Source organism: Chitinophaga sp. W2I13 (assembly GCF_050434005.1).
Classification (GTDB): Bacteria; Bacteroidota; Bacteroidia; order Chitinophagales; family Chitinophagaceae; genus Chitinophaga.
Genome location: NZ_JBNPWD010000001.1, coordinates 773899 through 798305 on the forward strand (window position 1 = coordinate 773899; position 24407 = coordinate 798305).

A 24407-nucleotide genomic window follows, 5' to 3' on the forward strand; every position below is an offset into this window, starting at 1 on the left:
ACTAACTAACCATCAGGCTGCAGCCTCTTAACGCAGAGTTGTCCAGCCGGCCCAGTACTTCAAACCGGCCATCAGCATGGATACGGCCAATGTCTTCCGTGGCAATGAATGCACAGGAGTAAATATTAGCCAGGTCAATTATGTTCATTACGCCCGCGCCTTTGCCGGCAGTAAGCTGGAAAGGATCGTTTTCATCACGCAGGAGTACTTTCATCCAGGGTGGAGTTTCAAACAAGCCATCACATTTGGAATAAGCCTGTGATAACAGCTCCGTCATGCCATATTCCGCATGGATACAGGCCGTTCCCAGCCGTTCTTTGAGGAAAGCATGTACTTCTTCCCGGGTCCATTCCTCTCTTCTGCCCTTCATGCCACCAGTTTCCATGACGATGGTATTTTTCAGGGAAAGGGTATACTGCTCTGCAAAATCCAGTAATCCGAAGGTCACGCCTATCAGTAATACCTTTTGTCCGCGTGCTTCCAGCGCCTGCAGCTGTTGAAACAACTTATCATGTTCATACAGGTAAAAGCCGCTTTCCGCGTGTCCGCTGCGGAGGGTCATTTCCTGCACCATGCGCACCAGTGAAGAATGCTGGCGTTCCAGGTAGGAAGGCAACAATCCCACTACCACGTAATCGCTCACCGGGCCATAAAATTGTTCAAACGCTGTCATGAAGCTCCGGGTGTAGATCGCAGACTCCTTCACCAGGTGCCGGCTGTTCACCGTTTGGGTGGTGCCGCTGCTTTCAAAGATCAGCTCAGGCACAAACTGACCGCATACGACGGTATGTGATTTGAAAAATTGTATGGGGAGATAGGGAATTTCAAGAATGCTTTTCACCGAAGCAGGCGGGATGCGCAGGGCATCTGTATAGGCCCTGTACAGGTCATTTTCCCGGTACTGGTACTGAAACAGCTCCAGTGCAGCGGCTTCCAGCCCGTTTTGGGTTAATGAAAATATATATTCCGGTGATACGGCGGTCATGTAAAGCTGAATTTAAAATCGCACAAAGTTAGGGAGAAGAATAAATCTATCCGCAGTAAGTAACAATTGTCACAAAAAAACGTTTTGGTATAGATGGATAGCGATAACTGAATATTTGTATATTTCCTAAATTAATGTAGGTTTGTTTTATGAAGAAAATTCTGTTTTTGTTCCTGCTGGCCGGATTATTTTACGCCTGTAAAAAGGATAAAATAGGCACCAAACCCATTCTCAGCTTCAAAGGATATTCGCTCGACAGCGTGGTAACCAGTACCCAGGTAATGTTTGTAACGCTCGATGTCCAGGATGGAGACGGGGACATAGAAGACACTTTGCAGATAGCCCCTATCTATGATACCAAACTACAGGACACCTTCTATATTGTGAGACGGATGCCTGAAATTGGCGCCAACCGGGGAAACAGCGTAAAAGCAGAAGTAGCTATCCGGCTCGATCCCGTGGATTTCAGAACCTACCAAAGCCCGAGCGACAGCATTCATTTCCTCGTATTTATCCGTGATAATGCCGGGAATATCAGCGACACCATCGCTACCCCGAAAATACCTTACAACATTCCCTGACAAACGTTACATTCTAAAATATCATACATTTAAGGATTCCTTTTATCAAAGGAATCCTTTTATTTTTAGCTTTACTTTTGATTTTTAGCATATGGATAAAATAGAAGAACTACAGGCAAAGATCGCCGAAGCAATGCTTGGCGGAGGAGATGTACGTATTGCTTCCCAGCATAAAAAAGGTAAGCTGACCGCCAGAGAAAGGATACAGTTGCTGATGGATGAAGGTTCTTTCGAAGAGCTGGATATGCTGGTCACTAACCGCAACCGCGGACTCACCGCCGACCAGGAACAGTTTCTCGGCGACGGCGTGGTAACCGGCTACGGGACCATCCACGGCCGCTTGACTTATGTTTTTTCACAGGACTTCACCGTATATGGCGGTAGTTTGTCCGAACCACATGCCCGCAAGATCTGCAAGATCATGGACCTGGCCATGCAGAACGGCGCTCCTCTCATCGGTTTAAACGACAGCGGCGGCGCACGCATCCAGGAAGGTGTGGTGAGCCTTGGTGGCTATGCCGATATCTTTTACCGCAATACCAGGGCTTCCGGCGTGATCCCGCAGATCTCCGCCATCATGGGACCCTGCGCCGGCGGCGCCGTATATTCCCCTGCTATCACCGACTTCATCATGATGGTGGAACAAACATCTTATATGTTTGTGACAGGCCCCAACGTGGTAAAAACCGTTACCCACGAGGAAGTAACTTCAGAAGAACTGGGTGGCGCGCAAACGCACGCCGCTAAAAGCGGTGTAACCCATTTCGCCTGCGCTAATGAAATAGAATGTATTCAGTATATCAAACAGCTCCTGAGCTATGTGCCGCAGAACTGTGAAGAAACCGCACCGGTATACCCTTACGAACCAGGGAACGAAATACGCGATGCCCTCAACACGCTGATCCCGGAGCATCCGAACCAGCCGTATGACATGAAAGAAGCCATCGAGCAGATTACGGATGCCGGCAGCTTCTTTGAGGTGCATAAAAACTTTGCAGAGAACATGATCGTTGGCTTCGCCCGCATTGCCGGCAGGAGCATCGGTATAGTGGCCAATCAGCCGGCCCACCTCGCAGGAGTACTCGACATTCATGCCTCCGTAAAAGGCGCCCGGTTTACCCGCTTCTGCGATGCTTTTAACGTCCCATTGCTGGTGCTGGTAGACGTGCCCGGCTTCCTGCCCGGCACCGACCAGGAATGGAACGGCATTATCACCAACGGCGCTAAACTGCTGTACGCACTCAGTGAAGCAACGGTACCCAAACTTACCGTTACCACCCGCAAAGCCTATGGCGGTGCCTACTGTGTAATGAATTCCAAACACATCGGCGCAGACCTCAACTTCGCTTTTCCACAGGCCGAAATTGCTGTAATGGGCGCCAAAGGAGCGGTGGAAATCATCTTCAAAAGAGAAATCGATGCGGCGCCGGATCCGGAAGCACGCATGAACGAACTCGTGGCCGATTACACGGAAAGGTTCGCAAACCCTTACCTGGCAGCAGAAAAAGGGTACATCGACGAAGTGATCAAACCTGAAATGACCCGTATCAAACTGATCAAGGCTTTCAAAATGCTCGAAAATAAAGTGGTAAACATGCCGCGAAAAAAACATGGCAATATACCTTTGTAGCAAATGGCGCCCCGCTTTTTCATACTAAAAAGCGGGGTGCTAAAAGCTAAACATATGCTCCGCAGTCTTTTCAACCTTATTCTCTTCACCTCCGTTTATATTTCAGGGTGTGCCATCCTGATGGTATGGCAAACCAACCAGTTGCTGGCACTCGATTACCCGCATAATACCTTTTACCTTTTTGTTTTCTTTTCCACCATCTGCAGTTACAATTTTCACTGGTACCTTACACCCGGCGCCTACTCGGCCTCAGAAAGAATCCTTTGGGGTAACCGTCACCGTACCCTTATGCTCACTTTATGCGGCATAGGCCTGGCAGGCTCTCTATGGTTTTTCTGGCAGCTGCGCGAGCACTGGCTGGTACTCAGTGGCAGCGCAGTACTCACTTTTTTGTATTCTGCACCCAAAGTACCGCACAAGGCATTCAGGTGGCTCAGCAAAATAGCCATCGGGAAAACACTATTCCTCACCTTTGTATGGACCTATGTAACCACTGTGCTTCCTGCGTTGATAGCGGACAACGTGGTCACCCAGCCATTGGTATATCTCACCATACACCGTTTTGGTCTTATCTATGCGATCTGTATCTTATTTGATTACCGCGACCTGGAATCAGATAAAAAAGAAGGCATCCGCAGCCTGATCACTACCCTGGATGAGAAAAACCTGATGCGACTTTATTACGCTTCCCTGCTGATAGCCGCCATAAGCGCCGGTTTAATGTGGCCCTATACCACGCTGCCCGCTGTGGTTACCCTCCTGGTACCGGTCATCGCCACGGCCATCGTCACCCGGAAAGCGCAGCACACCGATTCCGATTACCTGTTCTACTTCGTACTGGATGGATTCATGGCCTTGTCGGCCGTATTATATCTCATGATCGTTTAACCCTGATGAGCACAATCCGGCGTTTTCCTTACATTTGTCGCGTCACAATCTGCAAATATTATGTCTAAAAAACAGAAATCAATATTCAACAAGGAATCACTGACATTCCTGGAAACGTACCTGAATAACCCGTCTCCTACCGGTTTTGAGAAAGAAGGACAAAAGCTCTGGCTGAAATACCTGACGCCTTATATCGATGAATATTTTGTAGACTCCTACGGATCTGCAGTAGGTATTATCAATCCTAAAGCGGAATTCAAAGTGGTGATTGAAGCCCATGCGGACGAAATCTCCTGGTTTGTAAATTACATCTCCCCGGAAGGACTGATCTATGTCATCCGCAATGGCGGCTCCGACCAGCAGATTGCTCCTTCCAAGCGCGTGAATATCCATACTGAGAAAGGTACCGTAAAAGCCGTGTTCGGCTGGCCGGCGATCCATACCCGTATCCGCAGCGGCGATGGCAAAGAACCGCAACCAAAAGTGGAAAACATTTTCCTCGATTGCGGCGCACGCTCCCGCAAAGAAGTAGAAGAACTGGGTATACACGTAGGTTGTGTATGCACATTTGAAGATGGTTTCGAGGAACTGAACTACGACTACTACATCTGCCGCGCTATCGACAACCGTATCGGTGGTTTCATGATTGCAGAAGTTGCCCGTTTGCTGAAAGAAAAGAAGCAGCAGCTTCCTTTTGGTCTTTATATCGTGAATGCTGTACAGGAAGAAGTAGGTTTGCGCGGCGCAGAAATGATCGCCAAACGTATTAAGCCAAATGTGGCCATCATCACCGATGTAACGCATGATACCACTACTCCCATGATCAACAAAAATATTGAGGGAGAAATAAAATGCGGCAGTGGTCCCAGCATTACTTATGGTCCGGCAGTACATAACATCCTCCGTGACCTCATCATCAAAACCGCCAAAAAGAACGACATTCCTCACCAGCTACATGCGGTAAGCCGCAGTACCGGTACTGATACAGATGCATTTGCCTACAGCAATGACGGCACGCCTTCTGCGCTGATCAGCTTACCATTACGCTATATGCACACTACCGTGGAAATGGTGAAGAAAGATGATATTGAAAATACGATCCAGCTGATTTACCAGACGTTGCTGAATATTACGCCTAAAACGAATTTCCAGTATATATAGGAGATCGGCGCGGATTTTGTCTTTCTCAGGATTACGCTGATTTTACTGATTTTACTTTTTGGATTTTTTTTGATTTTAAAAGATCAGGGAGATATAAGCGGACATATTCGCTCCTATCTCCCTGAATACTTTAATCAGTTATAAAATCAAAAAGTAAATTTTTGATTTTATAAGATCATGGAGATAGGAGCGGAATATATTCGCTCCTATCTCCATGAATACTTTAATCAGTTATAAAATCAAAAAAAATCCAAAAAGTAAAATCAGCGTAATCCTGAGAAAGACAAAATCCGCGCCGAAGGCGATCTCCTAGTTTTTAAAGAAGTCCGCTGCCCGGTTCACCTTCTCCACCCATGCGCCGGAACCAGCCTGCATTACATATTCGCTCATTCCTACCCTGCTGGCGCCCGGGGCCCAGTCGTAGGTGTAGCCTAGCCTTGTCCACGGATAGTGCATATCTGTGGCTGATGTCAGCGGGCGGTAGTAAGCGAAGATGATGTAGTTGTTAAACCAGGTGGTGAAGTCCGGCGATACACCGCTGATGGGGACTGCACCGGTGGTTTTGGTAGTAATGGCAGGATTGCCGGCGGGACGGTACAACCTGGAGGCACTTACCCACATGGTAGCGATATGGGTATTTGTTTTTGAGTTAACGGGCGGTAGTCCCAGTAACTGGCAGATACGCTGAATGGTATCTGAAGTAGGCGTAAGGGATGGTCCTATCCTGGTCTTCATCTGTTTAGGGATGAACAGCCAGGATTCGCCCCATACGGTGTTGATGGAATCGCCGGCCGGGTAACTTCCGGGGAAACGCATGAAGGTAGCCATCAACACATACTGCTGACCATTAATGGTTTTCCATTGCAGGTCAGGGTTGTCTGGTGTGATGGGCCACAGTGCATCGGTAATTTCGCTGCTGTCGGCAATCATGGCATCATCTACGGCCTGGCTGTAGAGCTGATCCAGGGTGTACACCGGCGGCGGAGGCAAAATTGGGTCATCATCATTTTTACTGCAACTGGAAAATGCCATAGCGGCAAATAGAGCGAGTACGGACAGCTTACTGCCCTTAGGGAAATGTTTCATAGAAGTGGTTTTCTGGATGCTGGTTATTTAAATTGAGTCCCGCAATTAAGTGTATTTCAACAGAATAATCAAATTTCCTTCATTTTCACTCCTACTAATTGGTAATTTGTATTTCGTAATAATTTGCTACGTTTGCTATTCAAACAAAATCAGATCTATGATCCGTCATGACTGGACGTTAGAAGAAATCAAAGCTATTTACAATACTCCTTTACTGGAACTGGTATACCGTGCTGCCACTATTCACCGTGAATACCAGGATACAGCAGAGGTGCAGGTTTGCACCCTCTTGTCCATTAAAACAGGCGGATGCCCTGAAGATTGCGCTTACTGCCCGCAGGCTGCCAGATACAACACTGACATCAATGTGCATGGCCTTCTGAAAAAAGAGGACGTGATGAGTTACGCGCAGAAAGCAAAAGAGGCGGGGTCCACCCGTTTCTGTATGGGCGCAGCATGGCGTGAAGTGCGCGACAACCGCGATTTCGACCGTGTACTGGATATGGTAAAAGGCGTAAATGAACTTGGTATGGAAGTATGCTGCACATTGGGCATGCTGAACGAAGACCAGGCAAAGAAATTAGCCGATGCCGGCCTGTTCGCCTACAACCACAACCTGGATACTTCCCGTGACCACTACGAAGAAATTATCACCACCCGCACTTACGACGATCGTTTACAAACGCTGGATAATGTCAGAAAAGCAGGTGTAAGCGTATGCTGTGGCGGTATTATAGGCTTGGGAGAATCGCATGAAGACCGTATCGCCATGCTGTGGACACTCAGCAGCTTACCGTCGCATCCGGATTCCGTGCCCATCAATGCGCTCACCCGCGTAAAAGGTACACCGCTGGAACATTTACCTAAAGTAGAGTTCTGGGATATGGTACGCATGATTGCCACCACCCGCATCCTGATGCCAAAGGCAATGGTGCGTTTGAGCGCAGGCCGTGCGGAAATGAGTATGTCCGACCAGGCCCTGTGCTTTATGGCGGGCGCCAACTCTATCTTTACCGGCGAAAAATTATTAACTACAGGCAATCCTTCCTTTGAAGAAGACCACATGATGTTTGAGCTGCTGGGACTGAAGCCCAGAGAAGCTTTCAAAGCACAGGAAGCGGTGGCGCCTTCGGCGCCGGAAATTGTCTTGGAGCGCTGATTATACTGATTTTTTGGATTTGATCAGTTTTGATTTTATAAGATTAAGGGAGATATAAGCGGATAAGTCCGCATATATCTCCCTAATCAATTATATAAAATCCAAAAAATCATTATAATCAGCGTAATCAGCGCTCAAGACAACCTCCGCAGCGCTACAAGTCGTTCATCCCGAAGTACTCCACTCCCAATTGATATCCTTTGAGTCCGAGTCCGCAGATGCAGCCGATGCATTTGGGCGCTATCAGTGAGGTGTGCCTGAATTCTTCCCTTGCATATACGTTGCTGATATGAATTTCCATCACCGGTGTTTTGATGCCCGCAATAGCGTCACGGATGGCAATGGAGGTATGTGTATAAGCGCCTGCATTGAGCAGCACGCCATCATATGAAAATCCTACTTCATGCAGATAGTTCACGATTTCCCCTTCTATGTTACTTTGATGGTAGCTGAAAGTTACCGCCGGAAATTGTTTTTGCAGATGTTTGAAATACTGTTCGAAAGATTCGCTGCCATAGATTCCCGTTTCACGCTTACCGAGCAGGTTAAGGTTAGGTCCGTTTATAATAGCTATTTGCATGATAATGGTTATAGAAATGAAGAATGAGGGACTAAGATAATTAATCCTGTTTATTATTACTATCGCTTCCCCCAGCGGTAAGTTTGCTGTTCCAGGCCTGCGAGGTCTATGATCCGGTCCACCACTGTGGCGGCCATTTCTTCGAGATTGGCGGGAACGCTGTAAAAGGAAGGAGTGGCAGGGCAGATAATGCCGCCGGCCAGGGTAACTGCTTCCATATTTTTGATGTGAATAAGATTATAAGGGGTTTCCCGTACCACGCAGATGAGCTTTCTTCTCTCTTTCAGCACTACATCTGCCGCGCGGGTAATAAGATCGTTGGAAATGCCGGTGGCAATGCGTCCCAGCGTACCCATGGAACAAGGGCAGATAATCATGGTGTTAAACCGTCCGGATCCCGAAGCGAACGGCGCGTGGAAATCCTGTTGGGAATAAAAACGGAAAGGCAATTGTTTATAATCTTCGTCTCTGAGCTCTGTTTCCCATACCGTTTTTGCGTTTTCTGTCATCACTACAGCTACCTGGTCCAGCTGTTCATGTGCTGCCTGCAGCTTCTGTAACAACTGACGGGCATAGATAGAACCACTTGCCCCGGTAACTGCTACTACTATACGATGTTTCATTGGCTATGCTGTTGAATTTACAAAGCTAGCCTATTTGGGTGGTTATACGCCAGCCTGTGCAACTATTTCATCCATGGCAATGCCGCCATGACTTTCATTGTAAACACATTGGCCGTTGCGGATGACCAGTACCTGGGGAGACTCATGCTGAACATTATAGACTTCCGCAATTTTATTGGATACCGGACGATGGGCGATCAGATCCAGGTAATAAAACGTTAACCCTTCTGGTACAGCCGACCGTTCCAACCTGGCCTTGGCCATCGAGCTGATAGAGCATCGCGTGCTGTGTTTGTAAATAACTACCGGCTGATGCGCTGATACTGCATTGATTTCAGCCAATTGTTCCTCGCTGGTTAACGTTTTCCAATTCATTTAACATGCTTTGTTATGTTCTATCGCAGGCGACTTGGCCATGCCCTTCATGGGACAGCCTAATTTCTGATGGCTTGCGCAGGACGTTAAGAAAGCGGCAAAGATACAAACCATAGCGGTGTAGCCCAAAATTCTTACATAAGATTGCATACTGGCAGTTTTAAATAATTTATGACTAAAACGAATTTTCACAGGAAATATGATACGACCACTTTTTTAATCGTCTTTTGTAACGTTATTTTGCAAATATAGAAAATACATTAAAAAAAACAACAATGTAATTTTCGGCCAGCCGAAAATATCCAGCGTTATGACAAAAGTACATTTTATTGCCATAGGCGGCAGCGTAATGCATCAGTTGGCCATTGCGCTCAAAAATAAAGGTTACCAGGTAACCGGCAGTGACGATGAGATTTTCGAACCGGCATTGTCAAACCTCCAACAGGCGGGCATTTTACCAGCCAGTACCGGTTGGAACCCTGCCCGGATAACGCCGGATCTCGACGCAGTCATCCTCGGCATGCATGCCCGGGACGACAACCCCGAGCTGATAAAAGCCCGGGAACTGCAGCTGAAAATTTATTCTTTCCCGGAATATATCTACCAGGAAAGTAAAAATAAAACGCGGGTAGCCATCGGGGGAAGTCATGGTAAAACTACCACTACCGCCATGGTAATGCACGCCTTGCAGCTTAATCATCAGTCGTTCGACTACCTGGTAGGCGCCCGGCTGGAGGGTTTTGCCCAATCTGTAAATATCACAGACGCACCCGTAATTGTGTGCGAAGCCGACGAGTACCCGGCCTCGGCCATTGAAAAACGGCCCAAGTTCCACTTTCTGCATCCGCAGATCGCGGTATTAACCGGCATCGCCTGGGATCACATCAACGTATTTCCTACCTACGAAATATATAAAGAACAGTTTGCTATTTTTATCAGGCAGATGGAAGCCGGTCAGGTATTGATCTACAACAATACAGATCCTGAACTCGTTAGCCTGGTAACCGCTACCGGCGACCACCTTAAACTGGTGCCATACGGCCTGCCCGAACATACCATTACCAACGGCGTTACCCGGGTTGTTTTTGGCGACCAGCAGGCCAGCCTGGAAGTTTTTGGCGATCATAACCTGCTGAACCTCCACGCTGCCAAGCTCGTTTGTAACGAACTGGGCCTCTCTGATGCGGAATTCCTGGCAGCAATTGCTACCTTTAAGGGCGCCGCAAAAAGACTGGAACTCGTAGCTAAAAACGATCATTGCGTTATTTACCGTGATTTTGCACACGCGCCTTCTAAAGTGAAAGCCACTATGGAAGCCACTAAACACCAGTTTCCCGACAGGAAACTGATAGCCGTGCTGGAATTACACACCTATAGCAGTTTAAATGCAGATTTCCTGGAACAATACCACGGCGCCCTCGATACAGCAGATACCGCCGTTGTGTTTTACAGCAAACATGCACTGGAAATAAAAAGAATGCCGGATCTGGCGCCGGAACTCATTGCACAGCGGTTTGGCCGGGATGACCTCCACGTTTTCCATAACAGGGAAAAACTGGAAGCTTTCCTCGCCGCACAACAATACCAGGACACCAACCTGCTGCTGATGAGCTCCGGAACATATGATGGTCTCGATTTTAGCAAACTGAAAGCATTATTGCCGTCAGACAAATAAATACATTAAACAAATTATAAATTATTCATAATGCCTTCTTTGCTCCTCAAAAGGCCGCTGGCCGTAATCGATCTGGAAACCACCGGTACCAACGTGGCTTCTGATCGTATCATTGAAATTGCTATCATCAAAGTGTTTCCGGACAAAACCACCCAGTCCAAAGTGAAACGCATTAACCCCGGAATGCCGATCCCAGCAGGATCTACAGCAATTCATGGTATTAAAGACGAGGATGTAAAAGACGCACCTACCTTTAAACAGGCCGCTCATGAACTCAAACAGTTCATGGATAACTGCGACCTGGCCGGGTATAACTCCAATCGCTTCGATATTCCCCTGCTGGTAGAGGAATTCCTGCGGGCCGACATCGAATTTGACGTATCCAAACGCAAATTTGTAGATGTACAGCGGATCTTCCACCTGATGGAAAAACGTACCCTGGGCGCCGCCTACAAATTCTATTGCGATAAATTGCTGGAAAACGCTCACAGCGCTGAAGCAGACGCATTGGCCACCTACGAGATCCTGGAAGCCCAGCTCGGCCGCTACGAACAATTGCAACAGGATATCGATTCACTCGCCGATTTCACAAAAGAGGAAGATTATATCGACTTTGCCCGCCGCCTCGTGATGCAGGGTGGACAGGAAGTGTTTAACTTTGGTAAATACAAAGGCCGTCCTGTCAGGGACGTGCTAAAGGCAGAACCTCAGTACTACGATTGGATGATGAAAGCGGATTTTCCGCTTAATACCAAACAGAAACTGACTGAAATCTTCCATAATATGATGTTAAAAAAAATGTAATGTTATTCGGGAACGTCATATCTTGCGCCGGAATTGAATTATTTTCGCAGTCCAAAAATATCATCTGCTGAATTGGAAAAGCTTGTCATCATTCCTACGTACAATGAAAAGGATAATATCCGTAACATCATTGACGCTGTATTTTCCTTACAGCAGAATTTTCATGTCCTCATTGTGGATGACGGATCGCCCGACGGCACCGGCGCTATTGTAAAATCATTACAACAGCAACATCCCAACGAATTATTCCTGGAAGAAAGGTCCGGCAAACAAGGTTTGGGTACAGCTTATATCCACGGTTTCAAATGGGCGCTGGCCCGGGGCTATCAGTACATCATAGAAATGGACGCGGATTTTTCACACAATCCCAAAGATCTGCCGCGCCTGTATGACGCCTGCGCCAAAGATGGAGCAGATGTATCCGTAGGCTCCCGCTACGTAAAAGGCGGCAAAACCGAAAACTGGCCGTGGGACCGCGCCGTACTATCTTATGGCGCTTCCATTTATGTAGGCATGATCACCTGGATGCCGGTAAAAGATCCCACCGCAGGATTTGTATGTTACCGCAATACCGTATTGGAATCCATTAACCTGGACCAGATACAGTTTGTAGGCTACGCTTTCCAGATTGAAATGAAATTCACCGCATGGAAGCTGGGCTTTAAAATAAAGGAAGTGGCTATTACCTTTAAAGACCGGAAAGAAGGCTATTCCAAGATGAGCAAAGGCATCGTAAAAGAAGGCATCCTCGGCGTACTCAAAATACAGTGGCAAAGCCTTTTCCGCAATTATAAAAGACGGGTTCAGAATTAATAAATTACATCAATCGCATAGCATTTAGGGATCTGTTCATTTAAAAAAATGACCAGGTCCCTAAATACATTTTAACGGACCATGAAGAAAGCATTTCTCCAGCTACACCTCTCCGTATTTCTGGCTGGATTTACCGGGATATTGGGCAAACTCATTTCCCTCAACGAAGGACTACTGGTATGGTACCGGTTACTGATCACGTCCGTTACTTTGTATGTTCTATTCCGCTTCCAGGGTACCTTTAAAAAACTCCCCTGGAAAGACATCCTGCCCATTGGCAGCACCGGCGTAGTGGTAGCCCTGCACTGGCTCTTCTTTTATGGTAGTATCAAATATTCCAACGTATCTATCGGGGTAATCTGCTTTTCACTCACCAGCCTGTTCACCGCTATATTTGATCCACTCATCAACAGGCGCCGCTTCGACGTGGCCGAAATGCTGCTAAGCATGCTCACCCTCCTCGGCATCCTGCTTATCTTCCATTTTGATACGCAATACCGTACCGGCATTATCCTCGGAATTATTTCTGCCATGTTCGCCGCGCTGTTTACCGTATTTAATAAAAGACTGATCAAACGGTTCGATACCTATACCATTACTTTTTATGAGCTGTCGACAGGCTTCATTGTGCTCACCCTCGCCATGCCTCTATATCTCTACCTGTTTCCGGCCCCTACCCTGCTGCCCTCGTCTATGGATACACTCTACCTCCTTGTACTGGCCTGGTTCTGCACGGTGCTGATGTACCTGCTGAGCATGAGCGCATTAAAAAAAATCTCCCCGTTTACCGTCAACCTTTGTTTCAACCTGGAACCGGTTTACAGCATTGTGATGGCGTTTGTATTGTTTCATGAAAACAAATTCCTGAATAACGCTTTTTATGCCGGACTGGGCTGCATCATCCTTTCCGTAGGACTGCAAATGCTGCGGGTGGTAAAGGGTAAAACGGCGTCGTAATCCCCTCCGTTCATCCTCATTTATTTGTAACTTGAGCGCCGTAATTATTACTTTGCGCTTATGAGAAAAGTTTTATTAGGGGTGTCTCTCCTGGGCTCCTCCCTTTTTACCTATGCACAGCAACCTGCAAAAAAGCCGCTGGACCACAGTGTTTACGACAGTTGGCAAAGCATCGGCACTAAACTGATCAGTAATAACGGACAGTGGGTAGTGTATACTGTAGTTCCGCAGGAAGGCGATGCCAGCCTCGTGATTTATGACCGCAAAACAGGTCAGTCCACCACCATTGACCGTGGCGGCAGCCCGGTGATCACGGAAGATTCCCGCTACGTGATCTGCAGCATCAAACCGTTTTTTAAAGATACCCGCGAAGCAAAGATCAAAAAGAAAAAAGCTTCAGAAATGCCCAAAGATTCCCTGGCCATCATTGCATTGGGCCAACCCGGCATCCTGAAATTTCCTGGCGTAAAGTCTTTTAAAACACCGGAAAAAGGCAGTGGTCTGCTCGCCTATCTTTTGGAAAAACCAGCAGCAGATAGTGCCAAAGCCAAAGGAGGCAAAGCCCCCAAATCGCTGGATGATACCGATCGTGCGGATGACGACAAAATGCCCGCTGCCGGCACTGAAAGCGGCACGCTGGTGATCCGTCAGCTGCAGAGTGGTACACAGGATACCATTAAGAATGTAACGGAATTTACATTCAGCAAACCTGGTAACCAGCTGCTCATAGAAACAAAGGCAGATAAAAAAGATTCGCTGTCGCGCAACGGTGTACTGCTGTGGCGTGCTGCCAACAGGAAAGCGGTGGCATTGAGCAACGGTAACAACGATTATAAACAATTTGCTTTCGACGAAAAAGGAGAACAGGCGGCGTATTTCGGCACGCGTGATTCTGCCAAAGCATTACAGCAATTCTATAAATTATATTATTTCAAACCCGGGCAGGACAGCGCCTACGAAGTAGCCGATAAAAACAGCAGCGGCCTGCCGGCCAACTGGAGTATCAGTCCCAACAGCCTCATTTATTTCAGTAAAGATGGACAGCGCCTGTTTTTTGGCACCGCTCCCGTGCTGCCCGTGAAAGATACCACCATCGTGGACTTCGAAGTAGCTAAAGTGGATATCTGGAATTATAAAGATGATTACCTGCAACCCATGCAGTTAAAAAATGTGGATAAGGAACTGAAAAGAAGTTATGCCGCCGTATATTATCCAGGCAGCAAACGGGTGATCCAGTTAAGCGATAAAGACCTGGAAACCGTTGTCACCGCTGCGGAAGGCAACAGTGCTAACGCCCTCGGCTATACGGATAAAGGCGCGCGCATCCCTATGCAATGGGTGGGCCGCACACTGAAAACAGCTTACCTCGTAAACATAAATGACGGTACGAGAAAAAAGATCAAGGAAAAGCTGGACGGTAACTTTTTCATCTCCCCTAAAGGAAAATATATTATCTGGTACGACCTGGCAAACCGGGAGTGGTTCAGTTATGATAATGCTACCGGCGCCGCGGTAAATATAAGCAAAGGCATTCCCACCAAAGTATATGATGAGGAAGATGACCATCCCGATGTACCGGATGCATACGGCATCGCTGGCTGGATGACCGGTGACAACTACGTATACATTTACGATCGCTACGATATTTGGCAGGTGGATCCTTCCGGTAAGGCAGCGCCGCTGAATATCACCAAAGGCCTGGGCCGTACCAACAAAATACGTTTCCGGTACCTGCGCCTGGATCCGGATAAGAAATTTTTCCTTCCCGGCGACCGCCTGACCTTATCTGCTTTCCAGGACAGCACCAAATACAATGGTTTCTATTCGCTGGAACTGCCGCGTAAAAGCGGTAAGGCTGCTAACCTTCAACCCGTGGTACTTGGGCCTTATTCATACACCGATCTGCTGAAAGCAAAAGATGCCAACGTGTTTTCGTATACCCGTAGCCGGTATGAGCTTTCCCCGGATGTTTTTACCGGAGATGATATCGCAAAAGCGACACAGATCAGTCATACCAATCCCCAGCAACAAGGATATAACTGGGGCACCGCATCGTTGTATAAATGGACAACTTTCAGCGGCAAACCGGCAGAAGGTATTCTTTACAAACCTGAAAATTTCGATAGCACCAAACAGTACCCGGTCATCTTTTATTTCTACGAGAAATTAACAGATGGATTATACAGTTACCAGGCGCCCGCGCCAACGCCGTCCCGGCTGAACATTTCGTTTTTTGTAAGCCGCGGTTACCTGGTGGTAGCGCCGGATATCAGCTATGAAAATGGTTATCCCGGAAAAAGCGCTTACGATTATATTGTGAGTGCCGCAGAAGACCTGGCTAAAAAAGCCTGGGTCGACGGAAAAAATATGGGTATCCAGGGGCAGAGCTGGGGTGGTTACCAGGTAGCTTATCTCGTTACACAAACCAATCTCTTTAAAGCAGCGTGGGCAGGCGCTCCCGTAGCCAATATGACCAGCGCTTATGGCGGTATCCGTTGGGAAAGTGGTATGAACAGGCAGTTCCAGTATGAACATTCGCAAAGCCGTATCGGCGCTACCTTATGGGAAAAACCCGAGCTGTATATTGAAAACTCACCCTTGTTCAACCTGCCGCGCGTAAACACGCCGGTGGCAATCATGGCCAATGATGCCGACGGCGCCGTTCCCTGGTACCAGGGCATTGAGCTGTTTACCGGCCTGCGTCGTTTAGGCAAACCCGTATGGTTGCTGAACTATAACAATGAAGCGCATAACCTCATACAACGCCAGAACCGGAAAGACGGAAATATTCAGCGCAGGGAACAACAGTTCTTTGATCACTTCCTGAAAGGCGCACCGGCGCCGCAATGGCTGGAAAGCGGTGTGCCCGCAACAGAAAAAGGGATCAACTGGGGCTGGGATCTGCAACAGTAAACTAACGGCAATAATAAAAACGCTGCAGGCGCCTGTTAAGGAACCTGCAGCGTTTTTTGTTAATACGGGACCGGAGATAATGCTATTAACAGCTAATGCTGATAGATGACCGATTTTTGAGAAATGCCGAATCTATATATCATAGCCGGTTGCAACGGCGCCGGGAAAACGACCGCCAGTTTCACACTATTACCTGAAATACTGGACTGCAAAGAGTTTGTGAATGCAGACATCATTGCTGCAGACATGTGTCCTTTCCATCCGGAAAGCGTTGCTTTACCTGCAGGCAGGCAAATGTTGCACCGGATCAGGGAACTGGTGCTGGCAAAAACAGACTTTGCTTTTGAAACAACCCTGGCCACCAGGAGTTGTGTATCGCTGATTGAAAAAGCAAAAGAAACCGGTTACACCGTTACCCTGCTTTTCTTTTGGCTGAATTCCCCCGAAATGGCCGAGAGACGGGTACAGAAAAGGGTGAAAGAAGGCGGCCATCATATTCCCCCCGAAATCATCAGAAGAAGATATCACAGAGGTCTTAGTAACCTCATGAACCTATATATCCCTGTCTGCGACAACTGGCTGATGATAGACAACACCAGTACAACACCATTAGAAATCAGTTCAGGCACTAACATCCCTTCGGAATCTTTTTGTATATGGGATGTATTCCCCCTCCACTGTGGCAGGGAGGAACCGGAAGCAGCCGGCCAATATGAATTTAAAATACTCTCCGGGAGAATAATGCAGGGCGTTGAAACAGCTATGTGTAAACTGGTGGAAACGAATGCTGGTCTTGGCCGGGAGCTCATTATCGGCGATAAACAGGGTAACATCCTAAGCATTCCTGCCAGGGATATCCCGCTCACTGCCAGGTGATTCCGTTGCTCTCTAAATATATTTTTCTTAATATAAATTATTTAACATATATTTACAATAACATCGCCACTTCAGCGTATGGTGTGATCTGCAGCGATAGCGATATCCTTAACACCACATTATTGTACCTATGAACTTCCATATCCATCATCCCGCGGATGCATTACGTCCGTTTGTAAAGCAATATTATTATTGGGAAGACGATACCCGTGGTATTATTCAACTACCACAAAACCTGTTTGCCCTGGGCGATCAGTACATGGTATTCATTCTCGAAGGGAAGGCTGAAGTTAAACCAGTGAATCACAAGGCATTCACCTTGCCTGCGGGCTCTGTGCTGGGGCATCTTACCTGCGCCTGCCAGTTACAGGTGCAGGGGCCGGTAAAGGCAGCAGTAATACAGCTGAACGCTTATGGATGCTACCGGCTTTTAGGTATGGATGCCGCTAATTTCACCAATTACTACCGCAACCTGTTGGCCGCCGGACAACCTGTGTGGCAGGAACTGATCACGGCCCTCCAACAGGAAAAGGAGCCGCAACGCATAGAGTCATTGCTGGATGGTGCTTGTCTGCAGGCGCTTTCACAGCAACCGGGCAATCTCCGTGAAGTAGACGACATGGCGGATTACCTGGTGATCATGCAGGGAAATGTAAGCATGGACGAACTCACCACCCGCTACGGACTTTCCCGTCCCACGCTTGAAAGACTCTTCAGCAAAATAGTAGGTATTCCGCCGCAATTATATGCGCGGATGATCCGCTATAAAACCGCGCTGAGTGCGCTCCGCCAGTTAAACTTACCACAATGGCAAACACAGGTGGAAGCAACATCCTGGTACAACCAGGCCATGTTTATAAAAGACTACCTGCTGTTTAATCATGAAACGCCTTCTTACTTTACTCCTTCAACAGGAACTATTGCACATATGCAGGTAGATAACCTGCAGCAGGTGGCAGTAGCCAGTTAAGAAAAAGCTGCTTTTGCAGCAATATAAAAAAACAAACTTCCGGGAGCAGGCAAGCCTGTTCCCGGAAAAACCATGCTCGATATAACCCTCACCAATACACGAAAAAGTACAATACCATACTTTTTATTTAACTTACTTTTTCTAACAGGCATTACTATGCAATATTCTGCAGCCCATTGGCGTGAACAACTAAAACTGCAATCTCATGTTGAAGGCGGCGCATTCCGCGAAACTTACCGGTCGGAGTGGGTACTCGACATGAAAACCCTGCCTGCCGGCATGAGTGGTAACCGCAATGCATCTACCTGCATTTATTTCTTACTGGAAGAAGGAGAGTTTTCTGCATTCCATCGTATCGCAGCCGATGAAATCTGGCATTTTTATGATGGCAGCACATTGACTATCTACGAGATCGTTCCCGGTGGAGAACTGCTGATACATAAGCTTGGACGCGATATTCAAAACAATGAAAGCCTGCAGGTGATCATCACCGCGGGCAACTGGTTTGCTTCCCGCGTGGAAGTGCCCGGCGGATACGCCCTTGCCGGCTGCACCGTAGCGCCCGGCTTTGATTTTGCAGATTTTGAACTGGCTGAAAAAGCGCCGTTGCAGGCGGCTTACCCGGAACATGCGGCACTGATCGACAGTCTTACCAGGTAACGGTAACGGCTATCCGCTGCAGGCTCCTTACTTTTCACTAAATTTAGGTATGAAAAAAGCCCTTTATCTCGTTGTATTTATATTATTCGCGCTCCTGATCTTTTGGCTGGGCAAGCGTTTTGGCAGTACCAATGTGAGCCAGCAGGTAATTTCCAACAGCACTATTGTAAAAGAAATTGCAGAACTGGCCAGCCTGGATGTACAGGGAAGCGCCAGTATCAAAAGGAGTAATATTGAAAACAGCGGCGACTGGACTGATAACCTGAAGAAAGCATTCCTTGAAAATACAGTATGGGTAACTATTCCGTACCAGGCCAAATACGGCGTAAACATCGACGATAAGTTGTTTAAAGTGCAAATGACTGATAAGAAGATCATTATCAGTTTACCGGCGCCCCGTTTGCTCAGCTATGAACTGAAAATGGACCGGATGGAAACCTCGAACCGTAAAGGCTGGCTCCAGTTCCAGGATGACGAAACCTATACCGATGTTCAGAAAAGTCTCTATCGTACCTCCCGTGCCCAGCTGGAAAATAACCCCACTTACATCCAGCAATCCAAAGAGAAAATACAGAAGGTAATGGAGCAGTACTATGCTCCATTCCTGAAGGACCACACCCTGGAAATCCGGTACGACGGCGAAACCAGTGCACCGGCTTTAAACTAACCGCTACGCCGCTTCCTGCGCAATATATTTTACCAGGCTTCTTTTGGCGATGGGCAGCAAGGTTTCATCTACCGGCACCACCAATGGCGTTTCCACGCAATACACCGCAGGGTTGGGTAAATTATTCCGTTCCCGTATCAGCATGCCTTTAATATGATTGATGGTATGCACCAGGTCTTTCTTATAGGCCTGAAGGTATTGGGTATGAATACCCCGGTATTTCTCGTCATGTCTTTCAAAAATAGTAAGCCGGTAAGTGTATACCAGCGTTTGCCGGCCACGACCGTCGCACAACAGCAGATACCCTTCGGCTGTTTCCAGCGGCACAAGCCCCACCGGGAAAATACTGAGATGTTCCGCCACGTATTCGTAAATCTCCGTTCCTTCCTTAATAGTGCTGTTTAACTGTGGCAGGGAATAATGGATGATGGACTCCAGTTCTTCCATCAGTTCATCATCTGCAATCAATTGCTCGTACAATAGCTCCAGCTTCTGGATGTTCACTGCGGTAAGCCTTTTTGGAAACTGCTGCTGTAAAAACTGTTTGTTGTCCCGGAACGCTATCAGGTTGTTGTAATGAAAGATAATGTCTGACAACTGCGGGTACAGCCTGCTCTGGGTAAAGTGTTGATTAATGTCCTGTAAATAAGCCAATAGCGTGTACTTTTTGAGCTCAAAGTCTATGTAACCATCGGCAAACCATGTTTCACTTAACGCTCCCATATGAATTTAATTTAATGGATCATGTACTGAATTTACGAAAAAAAAACCGTAAAAAGGAGCGTTTATAAGGGTCAGAGCACTATTTTAAATAATATTTCCATGCCAGTCAAACAAAGTACTGCAAAGGATCTGGCTATGTCAAGTGGTAGTAAAAAAGAAGGTAATTACAAAAATATTTTAACGCTAACTTTTTTATTAGCGTAATTTTCATAACTTCAGTATATTATTTTTCATTTTTTTAATTTCAGTTATCATGAACATTTACGTAGCCAACCTGCACTATAGGTTGAACGATGAGGATCTCCATCAGATTTTCAGCGATTTTGGAGAGGTTACCTCCGCTAAGGTTATCAAAGACCACGAAACAGGCCGCTCACGTGGTTTTGGCTTTGTGGAAATGCCTAATCAAGAAGAAGGAGCAAAGGCTATGGATAGTTTGAACGGCAGCGAAATCGAAGGTAAGCAATTGATGGTAAACGAAGCAAGACCTAAACAACCGAATAATAATTTCAAAGGTGGCGGTGGTAATAACCGTGGCGGCGGAGGATATGGTTCCCGCGACCGTCGTTATTAATAATCCCCTTTATTCGGCACTAAGGAACTAAAAAGAGACGCTTTTTCGGGCGTCTCTTTTTTTGTGGCTGTTAAAAGACAAAATGCAGCAGAAAAAGATTCCTGCTGCATTCCTGCTAATACAATAGCTATCTTAAATTCCTCTCTTCGGATCAAAATTCTCCAGTTCCTTCGCTACTGCGCTCAGGAAAGTAGAACCCAGGGAGCCGTCTACAATGCGATGGTCGTAAGACATCGACAGGTACATCATGTGCCTGATGCCAATGGTATCACCGTCTTCCGTTTCAATAACCACCGGGCGTTTCTTGATGGCGCCCACTGCCAGGATGGCCACCTGCGGCTGATTGATAATGGGCGTACCCATCAGGCTGCCAAAAGTGCCTACATTGGTAAGCGTGAAAGTACCGCTCTGGGTATCTTCCGGCTTCAGCTTATTCTGGCGGGCAGAATTGGCCATATAGTTTACCTGTTTGGTTAACCCGGTGAGGTTCAGCATATCTGCATTCTTGATCACCGGAACAATCAGGTTACCACTTGGCAATGCGGTAGCCATACCTATGTTGATGTCTTTCTTGATAATAATCTTATCGCCGTCGAGCGAGCAGTTGATCAGCGGGAAACGCTTGATACACTTCACAATGGCTTCTATAAACAGCGGCGTGAAAGTCAGTTTTTCACCTTCACGTTTTTCGAAATCCCCTTTTACACGATCGCGCCATTTCACCATGTTGGTCACATCGGCCTCGGCAAAGCTGGTCACATGCGGACTGGTTTGTTTGCTCATTACCATGTGGTTGGCAATCAGTTTACGCATACGATCCATTTCAATAATTTCCACATTACCGCTATAGGTTGGGGAAGCCACGGTAGTGGTCACCACCGGCTGACGGGTAGTGGCCGCTGCTGTTGAGGTTGCCGGTTCCGGCGTTACATCCGGAATCACCTTTCCTTCGCGGCGGTCGGCTACGTATTGAAGGATATCTCTTTTGGTTACGCGGCCATCGTTGCCGGAACCGGGGATTTTTTCCAGGTCGGAAAAGCTGATGCCTTCCTGTTGTGCAATGGTAAGTACCAGCGGGGAGTAGAATTTGGCTCCGCCACCGGAAACAGGCGCTTCGGCAGCAGGTGTATATGCCGGCGCTGTAGTGAATTTTGGTTCAGTGGCTGCAGGTGCAGCAGGCGTAACAGGTGTGGAAACCGCTGCTGCATCGGCATTGGTATTAATGCGGGCAATGACTGTACCTACCGGCACCACATCATTTTCATTGAAGAGCAGTTCTGTGATTTCGCCTTCCGCGGTGGAAGGAACTTCGCTGTCCACCTTGTCGGTGGCAATTTCAAGTACGGTTTCATCTACTGTTACGTGATCGCCCGCCTTTTTATGCCAACGCAAAATGGTGGCTTCCATGATGCTCTCCCCCATTTTTGGCATTACCAATTCTACAATGGCCATAAGATTGATTTTTGCTTTAGTGCGCAACAAAAATAAGGGAATTGTACCAATTCAAAATACGTGAATATCCCTATTCCAGAATGAGTTTGCGCAACTCATTCATGGCGTAGACAGCTGTCATTTGCGTATTCCGTTCCCGGTCGTAACGCAGCTGGTGTTTTATGGTGACTTTTCTCTTTTCATTTCCTACCGCTATCCAAACGGTGCCCACCGGTTTTTCCGGCGTACCGCCATCAGGTCCCATGATCCCGGATACGGCAATGGCATAATCAGTTTGCAGCAGTGCCAAAGCGCCGGTCAGCATTTCAAGCACAGTGGCCTCACTCACGGCGCCATGCGCCTGCAGGGTTGCCGGATTCACGCCTAACATCTTTACTTTCATTTCATTCGCATACGTTACCGCACTGCCTTTGAAATAAGCGGAACTACCAGGAACAGCAGTAATCCAGCTGGCAATCAGTCCGCCGGTACAGCTTTCCGCGGTACCCATGGTTTTCCCTTTCTCCTTTAACAGGTTACCGAGTACTTCGCCTATAGAAATATCCTGGTCTGTTACCGTGATATCTGCCAGCAGGTCTTTCAGCTGGTGAAACAGGATGCTCACTTCTGCCGCCACTGATAATTTATCTTTCCCAAAACCGGTTAACCGGAGTTTCAAGAGGCTGTAACTGGGCAGGTAAGCCAGTTTGATGTGGGCAGGGAGCTTTGCTTCAAAAGCAACCAGCCGTTCGGCAATAAAAGATTCGCCCATGCCGGAGGTAACCAGCGTTTGATGTACTACTGCCGGGGTTTTGAAATGGCTGGCCAGCCGGGGCAGCACGTAATCTTCCATGATCCCCTTCATTTCATGCGGCACCCCGGGCATGGATACATAGATCTTGCCTTCTTTCTCAAACCACATTCCCGGCGCGGTGCCTCTCTTATTTTCAATAACCGTGGCCGTTTCCGGTACCAGGCTCTGGTCCAGGTTCCTTTGCAGGATGGGCAGCCCCCTGCTTTCAAAAATATGCAGTACGTTATCCAGCGTTTCCTGGTGCTGTACCAGCCGGGTATTGAAGTATTCACACAAGGTGGGCTTGGTGATATCATCGGCCGTGGGTCCCAGCCCGCCGGTGATCAGCACAATATCCGACACCGCCGATTCTTTTGCCAGGGCGTCCAGGATATCATCCCTGATATCGCCAATGGCTACACGCCGGTGTACCCATATGCCCATTGCATTCAGTTGCTGCGCCATCCAGGCAGAATTGGTATCAATCGTTTGGCCTATCAACAGTTCATCTCCGATGGTGATGATGCTGGTGGTGATTTTATCCATAATGCGTTGTTTATACTGCTATTCAAAAAACGGTGCCAGTATTTTCTGCAGCTCTTCCGGCAAGCCAGCTTTCTGCTTCGTTTTCACATCAATGAATACCAGTGTGGTCACTCCAACATTCAGCAATTCATTCTTTTCGTTATACAACTCACTGTGAAACTGTATCTTAGAACCCTTCGGCATCTCCTTTAGTATAGTCTTCACCGTTATCAGGTCGTCGTAATAGGCGGGCCGCAGGTATTTCACATTCAGTTCGGCTACCGGCATAATCACGCCCTGTTCTTCCAGCTGCCTATAGCTGAAACCCAGTTCACGTATGGCTTCTGCCCTGCCTACTTCGTAATACAGCCCGTAATTGCCATAATACAGGTATCCCATCTGGTCTGTTTCCCCATAACGCACCCTGATTGTTGTTGTACTGATAAACATGGTTCCCCGCTATTTTTATCCTAAACGTTTACTTGAAAATTTTATTTGCCTAATGCGCCATCCAGTGAAAACCTGCCCGGTCCAGTGAAAAGCAGCGTTACAAATGCTGCCAGGAAAAGAATCGGCATTTCTTTTTCTGATACCGGGTCGTGGCCGTGAATCATAAAAATGATCACTCCCATACAAATGACCAATGGCACAGAAGCCAGTCTGGTTAACAGTCCCATGATCAGCAACACCGCGCAGAACACTTCTGCAAAAACCACCATTCCCAAAGAAATTTTATGTCCTACTCCCAATGGATCAGGAAAAGAATTCATTTTGGCAGTAAAATTGATCAGCTTGGGCCAGCCATGCAGGAGTATCAGACCACCGGATATCACCCGGAGCACCAGCATGGAGAAACTTACAGCGCCATTCGAGTAGCCGGCAGAGAACAGTTTTCTCATAGTAGGTAAGGTTTTTGTTCTTAAAATTATTTTCCGCAAGATAAATGAATAGCTTTTGC

The 24407-nt window shown here is 47.4% G+C and carries 25 protein-coding genes; 15 read left to right on the forward strand and 10 right to left on the reverse strand.

What is annotated here, in order from left to right; translation table 11 throughout:
* Window position 1: 1 nt before the first annotated feature.
* Complete coding sequence (locus tag QFZ48_RS03105; RefSeq protein WP_429061107.1) at window positions 2-985, reverse strand: acyl transferase; 984 nt, start codon at window positions 983-985, stop codon at window positions 2-4.
* 149 nt (window positions 986-1134) lie between these two features.
* On the opposite strand from QFZ48_RS03105, the gene QFZ48_RS03110 reads away from it, so the two are divergent.
* The 4 genes from QFZ48_RS03110 to QFZ48_RS03125 all read left to right on the forward strand — a co-directional run bounded on the left by QFZ48_RS03110 (window position 1135) and on the right by QFZ48_RS03125 (window position 5245).
* A complete protein-coding gene (locus QFZ48_RS03110) occupies window positions 1135-1566 on the forward strand; it encodes a hypothetical protein (protein ID WP_429045809.1) in 432 nt (143 codons plus the stop codon).
* Between the two features lie 91 nt (window positions 1567-1657).
* On the forward strand, window positions 1658-3196 hold the full coding sequence (locus QFZ48_RS03115; RefSeq protein ID WP_429045807.1) for an acyl-CoA carboxylase subunit beta: 1539 nt from the start codon (window positions 1658-1660) through the stop codon (window positions 3194-3196).
* Between the two features lie 54 nt (window positions 3197-3250).
* Window positions 3251-4084 carry a UbiA family prenyltransferase gene (locus tag QFZ48_RS03120; RefSeq protein WP_429045805.1) on the forward strand — a complete coding sequence of 278 codons (834 nt, stop codon included), beginning with the start codon at window positions 3251-3253 and terminating at the stop codon, window positions 4082-4084.
* A gap of 60 nt (window positions 4085-4144) precedes the next feature.
* Entirely contained in the window at window positions 4145-5245 is a 1101-nt protein-coding gene (locus QFZ48_RS03125; protein ID WP_370912851.1) for a M42 family metallopeptidase, read from the forward strand.
* Window positions 5246-5554: 309 nt separating this feature from the next.
* Here QFZ48_RS03125 and QFZ48_RS03130 read toward each other — a convergent pair whose 3' ends face one another.
* Window positions 5555-6331: a hypothetical protein gene (locus tag QFZ48_RS03130; RefSeq protein ID WP_429045803.1), complete on the reverse strand. Its 777-nt coding sequence runs from the start codon at window positions 6329-6331 to the stop codon at window positions 5555-5557.
* Between the two features lie 157 nt (window positions 6332-6488).
* Here QFZ48_RS03130 and bioB point away from each other — a divergent pair, with 157 nt between their 5' ends.
* Window positions 6489-7490: a biotin synthase BioB gene (bioB, locus tag QFZ48_RS03135; protein ID WP_429045802.1), complete on the forward strand. Its 1002-nt coding sequence runs from the start codon at window positions 6489-6491 to the stop codon at window positions 7488-7490.
* Between the two features lie 154 nt (window positions 7491-7644).
* On the opposite strand, the gene aroQ is transcribed toward bioB, so the two are convergent.
* The 3 genes from aroQ to ytxJ are packed head-to-tail and all read right to left on the reverse strand — an operon-like array spanning window position 7645 to window position 9068.
* A complete protein-coding gene (gene aroQ / locus QFZ48_RS03140; RefSeq protein ID WP_079468741.1) occupies window positions 7645-8070 on the reverse strand; it encodes a type II 3-dehydroquinate dehydratase in 426 nt (141 codons plus the stop codon).
* 59 nt (window positions 8071-8129) lie between these two features.
* Window positions 8130-8693 carry a UbiX family flavin prenyltransferase gene (locus QFZ48_RS03145; protein WP_429061108.1) on the reverse strand — a complete coding sequence of 188 codons (564 nt, stop codon included), beginning with the start codon at window positions 8691-8693 and terminating at the stop codon, window positions 8130-8132.
* Window positions 8694-8735: 42 nt separating this feature from the next.
* Complete coding sequence (ytxJ, locus tag QFZ48_RS03150) at window positions 8736-9068, reverse strand: bacillithiol system redox-active protein YtxJ (protein WP_370913472.1); 333 nt, start codon at window positions 9066-9068, stop codon at window positions 8736-8738.
* 310 nt (window positions 9069-9378) lie between these two features.
* Between ytxJ and QFZ48_RS03155 the strand changes: the two genes are divergently transcribed.
* From QFZ48_RS03155 to QFZ48_RS03195, 9 genes are all read left to right on the forward strand, one after another.
* Entirely contained in the window at window positions 9379-10743 is a 1365-nt protein-coding gene (locus QFZ48_RS03155) for a UDP-N-acetylmuramate--L-alanine ligase (protein ID WP_429061110.1), read from the forward strand.
* A gap of 30 nt (window positions 10744-10773) precedes the next feature.
* A complete protein-coding gene (locus tag QFZ48_RS03160) occupies window positions 10774-11547 on the forward strand; it encodes a 3'-5' exonuclease (RefSeq protein ID WP_079468745.1) in 774 nt (257 codons plus the stop codon).
* 72 nt (window positions 11548-11619) lie between these two features.
* Window positions 11620-12360 carry a polyprenol monophosphomannose synthase gene (locus tag QFZ48_RS03165; RefSeq protein ID WP_370913475.1) on the forward strand — a complete coding sequence of 247 codons (741 nt, stop codon included), beginning with the start codon at window positions 11620-11622 and terminating at the stop codon, window positions 12358-12360.
* A gap of 81 nt (window positions 12361-12441) precedes the next feature.
* The gene (locus QFZ48_RS03170) at window positions 12442-13317 is read left to right on the forward strand and encodes a DMT family transporter (RefSeq protein ID WP_429045796.1); all 876 of its coding nucleotides are present in this window, start codon (window positions 12442-12444) and stop codon (window positions 13315-13317) included.
* A 60-nt stretch (window positions 13318-13377) separates the two neighbouring features.
* Complete coding sequence (locus QFZ48_RS03175; RefSeq protein ID WP_429061112.1) at window positions 13378-16230, forward strand: prolyl oligopeptidase family serine peptidase; 2853 nt, start codon at window positions 13378-13380, stop codon at window positions 16228-16230.
* A 123-nt stretch (window positions 16231-16353) separates the two neighbouring features.
* The gene (locus QFZ48_RS03180) at window positions 16354-17106 is read left to right on the forward strand and encodes a zeta toxin family protein (protein WP_429045792.1); all 753 of its coding nucleotides are present in this window, start codon (window positions 16354-16356) and stop codon (window positions 17104-17106) included.
* A gap of 130 nt (window positions 17107-17236) precedes the next feature.
* Window positions 17237-18076: a DUF6597 domain-containing transcriptional factor gene (locus QFZ48_RS03185; protein WP_429045790.1), complete on the forward strand. Its 840-nt coding sequence runs from the start codon at window positions 17237-17239 to the stop codon at window positions 18074-18076.
* A gap of 156 nt (window positions 18077-18232) precedes the next feature.
* Window positions 18233-18736 (forward strand): cupin domain-containing protein, encoded by a 504-nt coding sequence (locus QFZ48_RS03190; RefSeq protein WP_429045788.1) that lies wholly within the window; start codon window positions 18233-18235, stop codon window positions 18734-18736.
* Window positions 18737-18785: 49 nt separating this feature from the next.
* Entirely contained in the window at window positions 18786-19403 is a 618-nt protein-coding gene (locus QFZ48_RS03195; RefSeq protein WP_429045786.1) for a DUF4230 domain-containing protein, read from the forward strand.
* 3 nt (window positions 19404-19406) lie between these two features.
* Here the strand turns inward: QFZ48_RS03195 and QFZ48_RS03200 are convergent, their stop codons facing one another.
* Window positions 19407-20126, reverse strand: a complete 720-nt coding sequence (locus tag QFZ48_RS03200; RefSeq protein ID WP_370913482.1) for a hypothetical protein — start codon at window positions 20124-20126, stop codon at window positions 19407-19409.
* Window positions 20127-20379: 253 nt separating this feature from the next.
* Between QFZ48_RS03200 and QFZ48_RS03205 the strand changes: the two genes are divergently transcribed.
* On the forward strand, window positions 20380-20700 hold the full coding sequence (locus QFZ48_RS03205; protein ID WP_079468754.1) for an RNA recognition motif domain-containing protein: 321 nt from the start codon (window positions 20380-20382) through the stop codon (window positions 20698-20700).
* 132 nt (window positions 20701-20832) lie between these two features.
* On the opposite strand, the gene QFZ48_RS03210 is transcribed toward QFZ48_RS03205, so the two are convergent.
* The 4 genes from QFZ48_RS03210 to QFZ48_RS03225 form a co-directional block, all read right to left on the reverse strand.
* Window positions 20833-22152: a dihydrolipoamide acetyltransferase family protein gene (locus QFZ48_RS03210; protein WP_429045784.1), complete on the reverse strand. Its 1320-nt coding sequence runs from the start codon at window positions 22150-22152 to the stop codon at window positions 20833-20835.
* A 70-nt stretch (window positions 22153-22222) separates the two neighbouring features.
* On the reverse strand, window positions 22223-23470 hold the full coding sequence (locus tag QFZ48_RS03215; protein WP_370913484.1) for a CinA family nicotinamide mononucleotide deamidase-related protein: 1248 nt from the start codon (window positions 23468-23470) through the stop codon (window positions 22223-22225).
* 18 nt (window positions 23471-23488) lie between these two features.
* A complete protein-coding gene (locus QFZ48_RS03220; RefSeq protein ID WP_429045782.1) occupies window positions 23489-23899 on the reverse strand; it encodes an acyl-CoA thioesterase in 411 nt (136 codons plus the stop codon).
* A 41-nt stretch (window positions 23900-23940) separates the two neighbouring features.
* Complete coding sequence (locus QFZ48_RS03225) at window positions 23941-24348, reverse strand: DoxX family protein (RefSeq protein WP_370913486.1); 408 nt, start codon at window positions 24346-24348, stop codon at window positions 23941-23943.
* Window positions 24349-24407: the final 59 nt, after the last annotated feature.

Excerpts from the sequence above, each read along its gene's own strand:
- QFZ48_RS03105 (WP_429061107.1), bottom strand. The coding sequence starts at position 985 with ATGACCGCCGTATCACCGGAATATATATTTTCATTAACCCAAAACGGG.
- QFZ48_RS03110 (WP_429045809.1), top strand. The coding sequence starts at position 1,135 with ATGAAGAAAATTCTGTTTTTGTTCCTGCTGGCCGGATTATTTTACGCC.
- QFZ48_RS03115 (WP_429045807.1), top strand. The coding sequence starts at position 1,658 with ATGGATAAAATAGAAGAACTACAGGCAAAGATCGCCGAAGCAATGCTT.
- QFZ48_RS03120 (WP_429045805.1), top strand. The coding sequence starts at position 3,251 with ATGCTCCGCAGTCTTTTCAACCTTATTCTCTTCACCTCCGTTTATATT.
- QFZ48_RS03125 (WP_370912851.1), top strand. The coding sequence starts at position 4,145 with ATGTCTAAAAAACAGAAATCAATATTCAACAAGGAATCACTGACATTC.
- QFZ48_RS03130 (WP_429045803.1), bottom strand. The coding sequence starts at position 6,331 with ATGAAACATTTCCCTAAGGGCAGTAAGCTGTCCGTACTCGCTCTATTT.
- bioB (WP_429045802.1), top strand. The coding sequence starts at position 6,489 with ATGATCCGTCATGACTGGACGTTAGAAGAAATCAAAGCTATTTACAAT.
- aroQ (WP_079468741.1), bottom strand. The coding sequence starts at position 8,070 with ATGCAAATAGCTATTATAAACGGACCTAACCTTAACCTGCTCGGTAAG.
- QFZ48_RS03145 (WP_429061108.1), bottom strand. The coding sequence starts at position 8,693 with ATGAAACATCGTATAGTAGTAGCAGTTACCGGGGCAAGTGGTTCTATC.
- ytxJ (WP_370913472.1), bottom strand. The coding sequence starts at position 9,068 with ATGAATTGGAAAACGTTAACCAGCGAGGAACAATTGGCTGAAATCAAT.
- QFZ48_RS03155 (WP_429061110.1), top strand. The coding sequence starts at position 9,379 with ATGACAAAAGTACATTTTATTGCCATAGGCGGCAGCGTAATGCATCAG.
- QFZ48_RS03160 (WP_079468745.1), top strand. The coding sequence starts at position 10,774 with ATGCCTTCTTTGCTCCTCAAAAGGCCGCTGGCCGTAATCGATCTGGAA.
- QFZ48_RS03170 (WP_429045796.1), top strand. The coding sequence starts at position 12,442 with ATGAAGAAAGCATTTCTCCAGCTACACCTCTCCGTATTTCTGGCTGGA.
- QFZ48_RS03175 (WP_429061112.1), top strand. The coding sequence starts at position 13,378 with ATGAGAAAAGTTTTATTAGGGGTGTCTCTCCTGGGCTCCTCCCTTTTT.
- QFZ48_RS03180 (WP_429045792.1), top strand. The coding sequence starts at position 16,354 with ATGCCGAATCTATATATCATAGCCGGTTGCAACGGCGCCGGGAAAACG.
- QFZ48_RS03185 (WP_429045790.1), top strand. The coding sequence starts at position 17,237 with ATGAACTTCCATATCCATCATCCCGCGGATGCATTACGTCCGTTTGTA.
- QFZ48_RS03190 (WP_429045788.1), top strand. The coding sequence starts at position 18,233 with ATGCAATATTCTGCAGCCCATTGGCGTGAACAACTAAAACTGCAATCT.
- QFZ48_RS03195 (WP_429045786.1), top strand. The coding sequence starts at position 18,786 with ATGAAAAAAGCCCTTTATCTCGTTGTATTTATATTATTCGCGCTCCTG.
- QFZ48_RS03200 (WP_370913482.1), bottom strand. The coding sequence starts at position 20,126 with ATGGGAGCGTTAAGTGAAACATGGTTTGCCGATGGTTACATAGACTTT.
- QFZ48_RS03205 (WP_079468754.1), top strand. The coding sequence starts at position 20,380 with ATGAACATTTACGTAGCCAACCTGCACTATAGGTTGAACGATGAGGAT.
- QFZ48_RS03210 (WP_429045784.1), bottom strand. The coding sequence starts at position 22,152 with ATGGCCATTGTAGAATTGGTAATGCCAAAAATGGGGGAGAGCATCATG.
- QFZ48_RS03215 (WP_370913484.1), bottom strand. The coding sequence starts at position 23,470 with ATGGATAAAATCACCACCAGCATCATCACCATCGGAGATGAACTGTTG.
- QFZ48_RS03220 (WP_429045782.1), bottom strand. The coding sequence starts at position 23,899 with ATGTTTATCAGTACAACAACAATCAGGGTGCGTTATGGGGAAACAGAC.
- QFZ48_RS03225 (WP_370913486.1), bottom strand. The coding sequence starts at position 24,348 with ATGAGAAAACTGTTCTCTGCCGGCTACTCGAATGGCGCTGTAAGTTTC.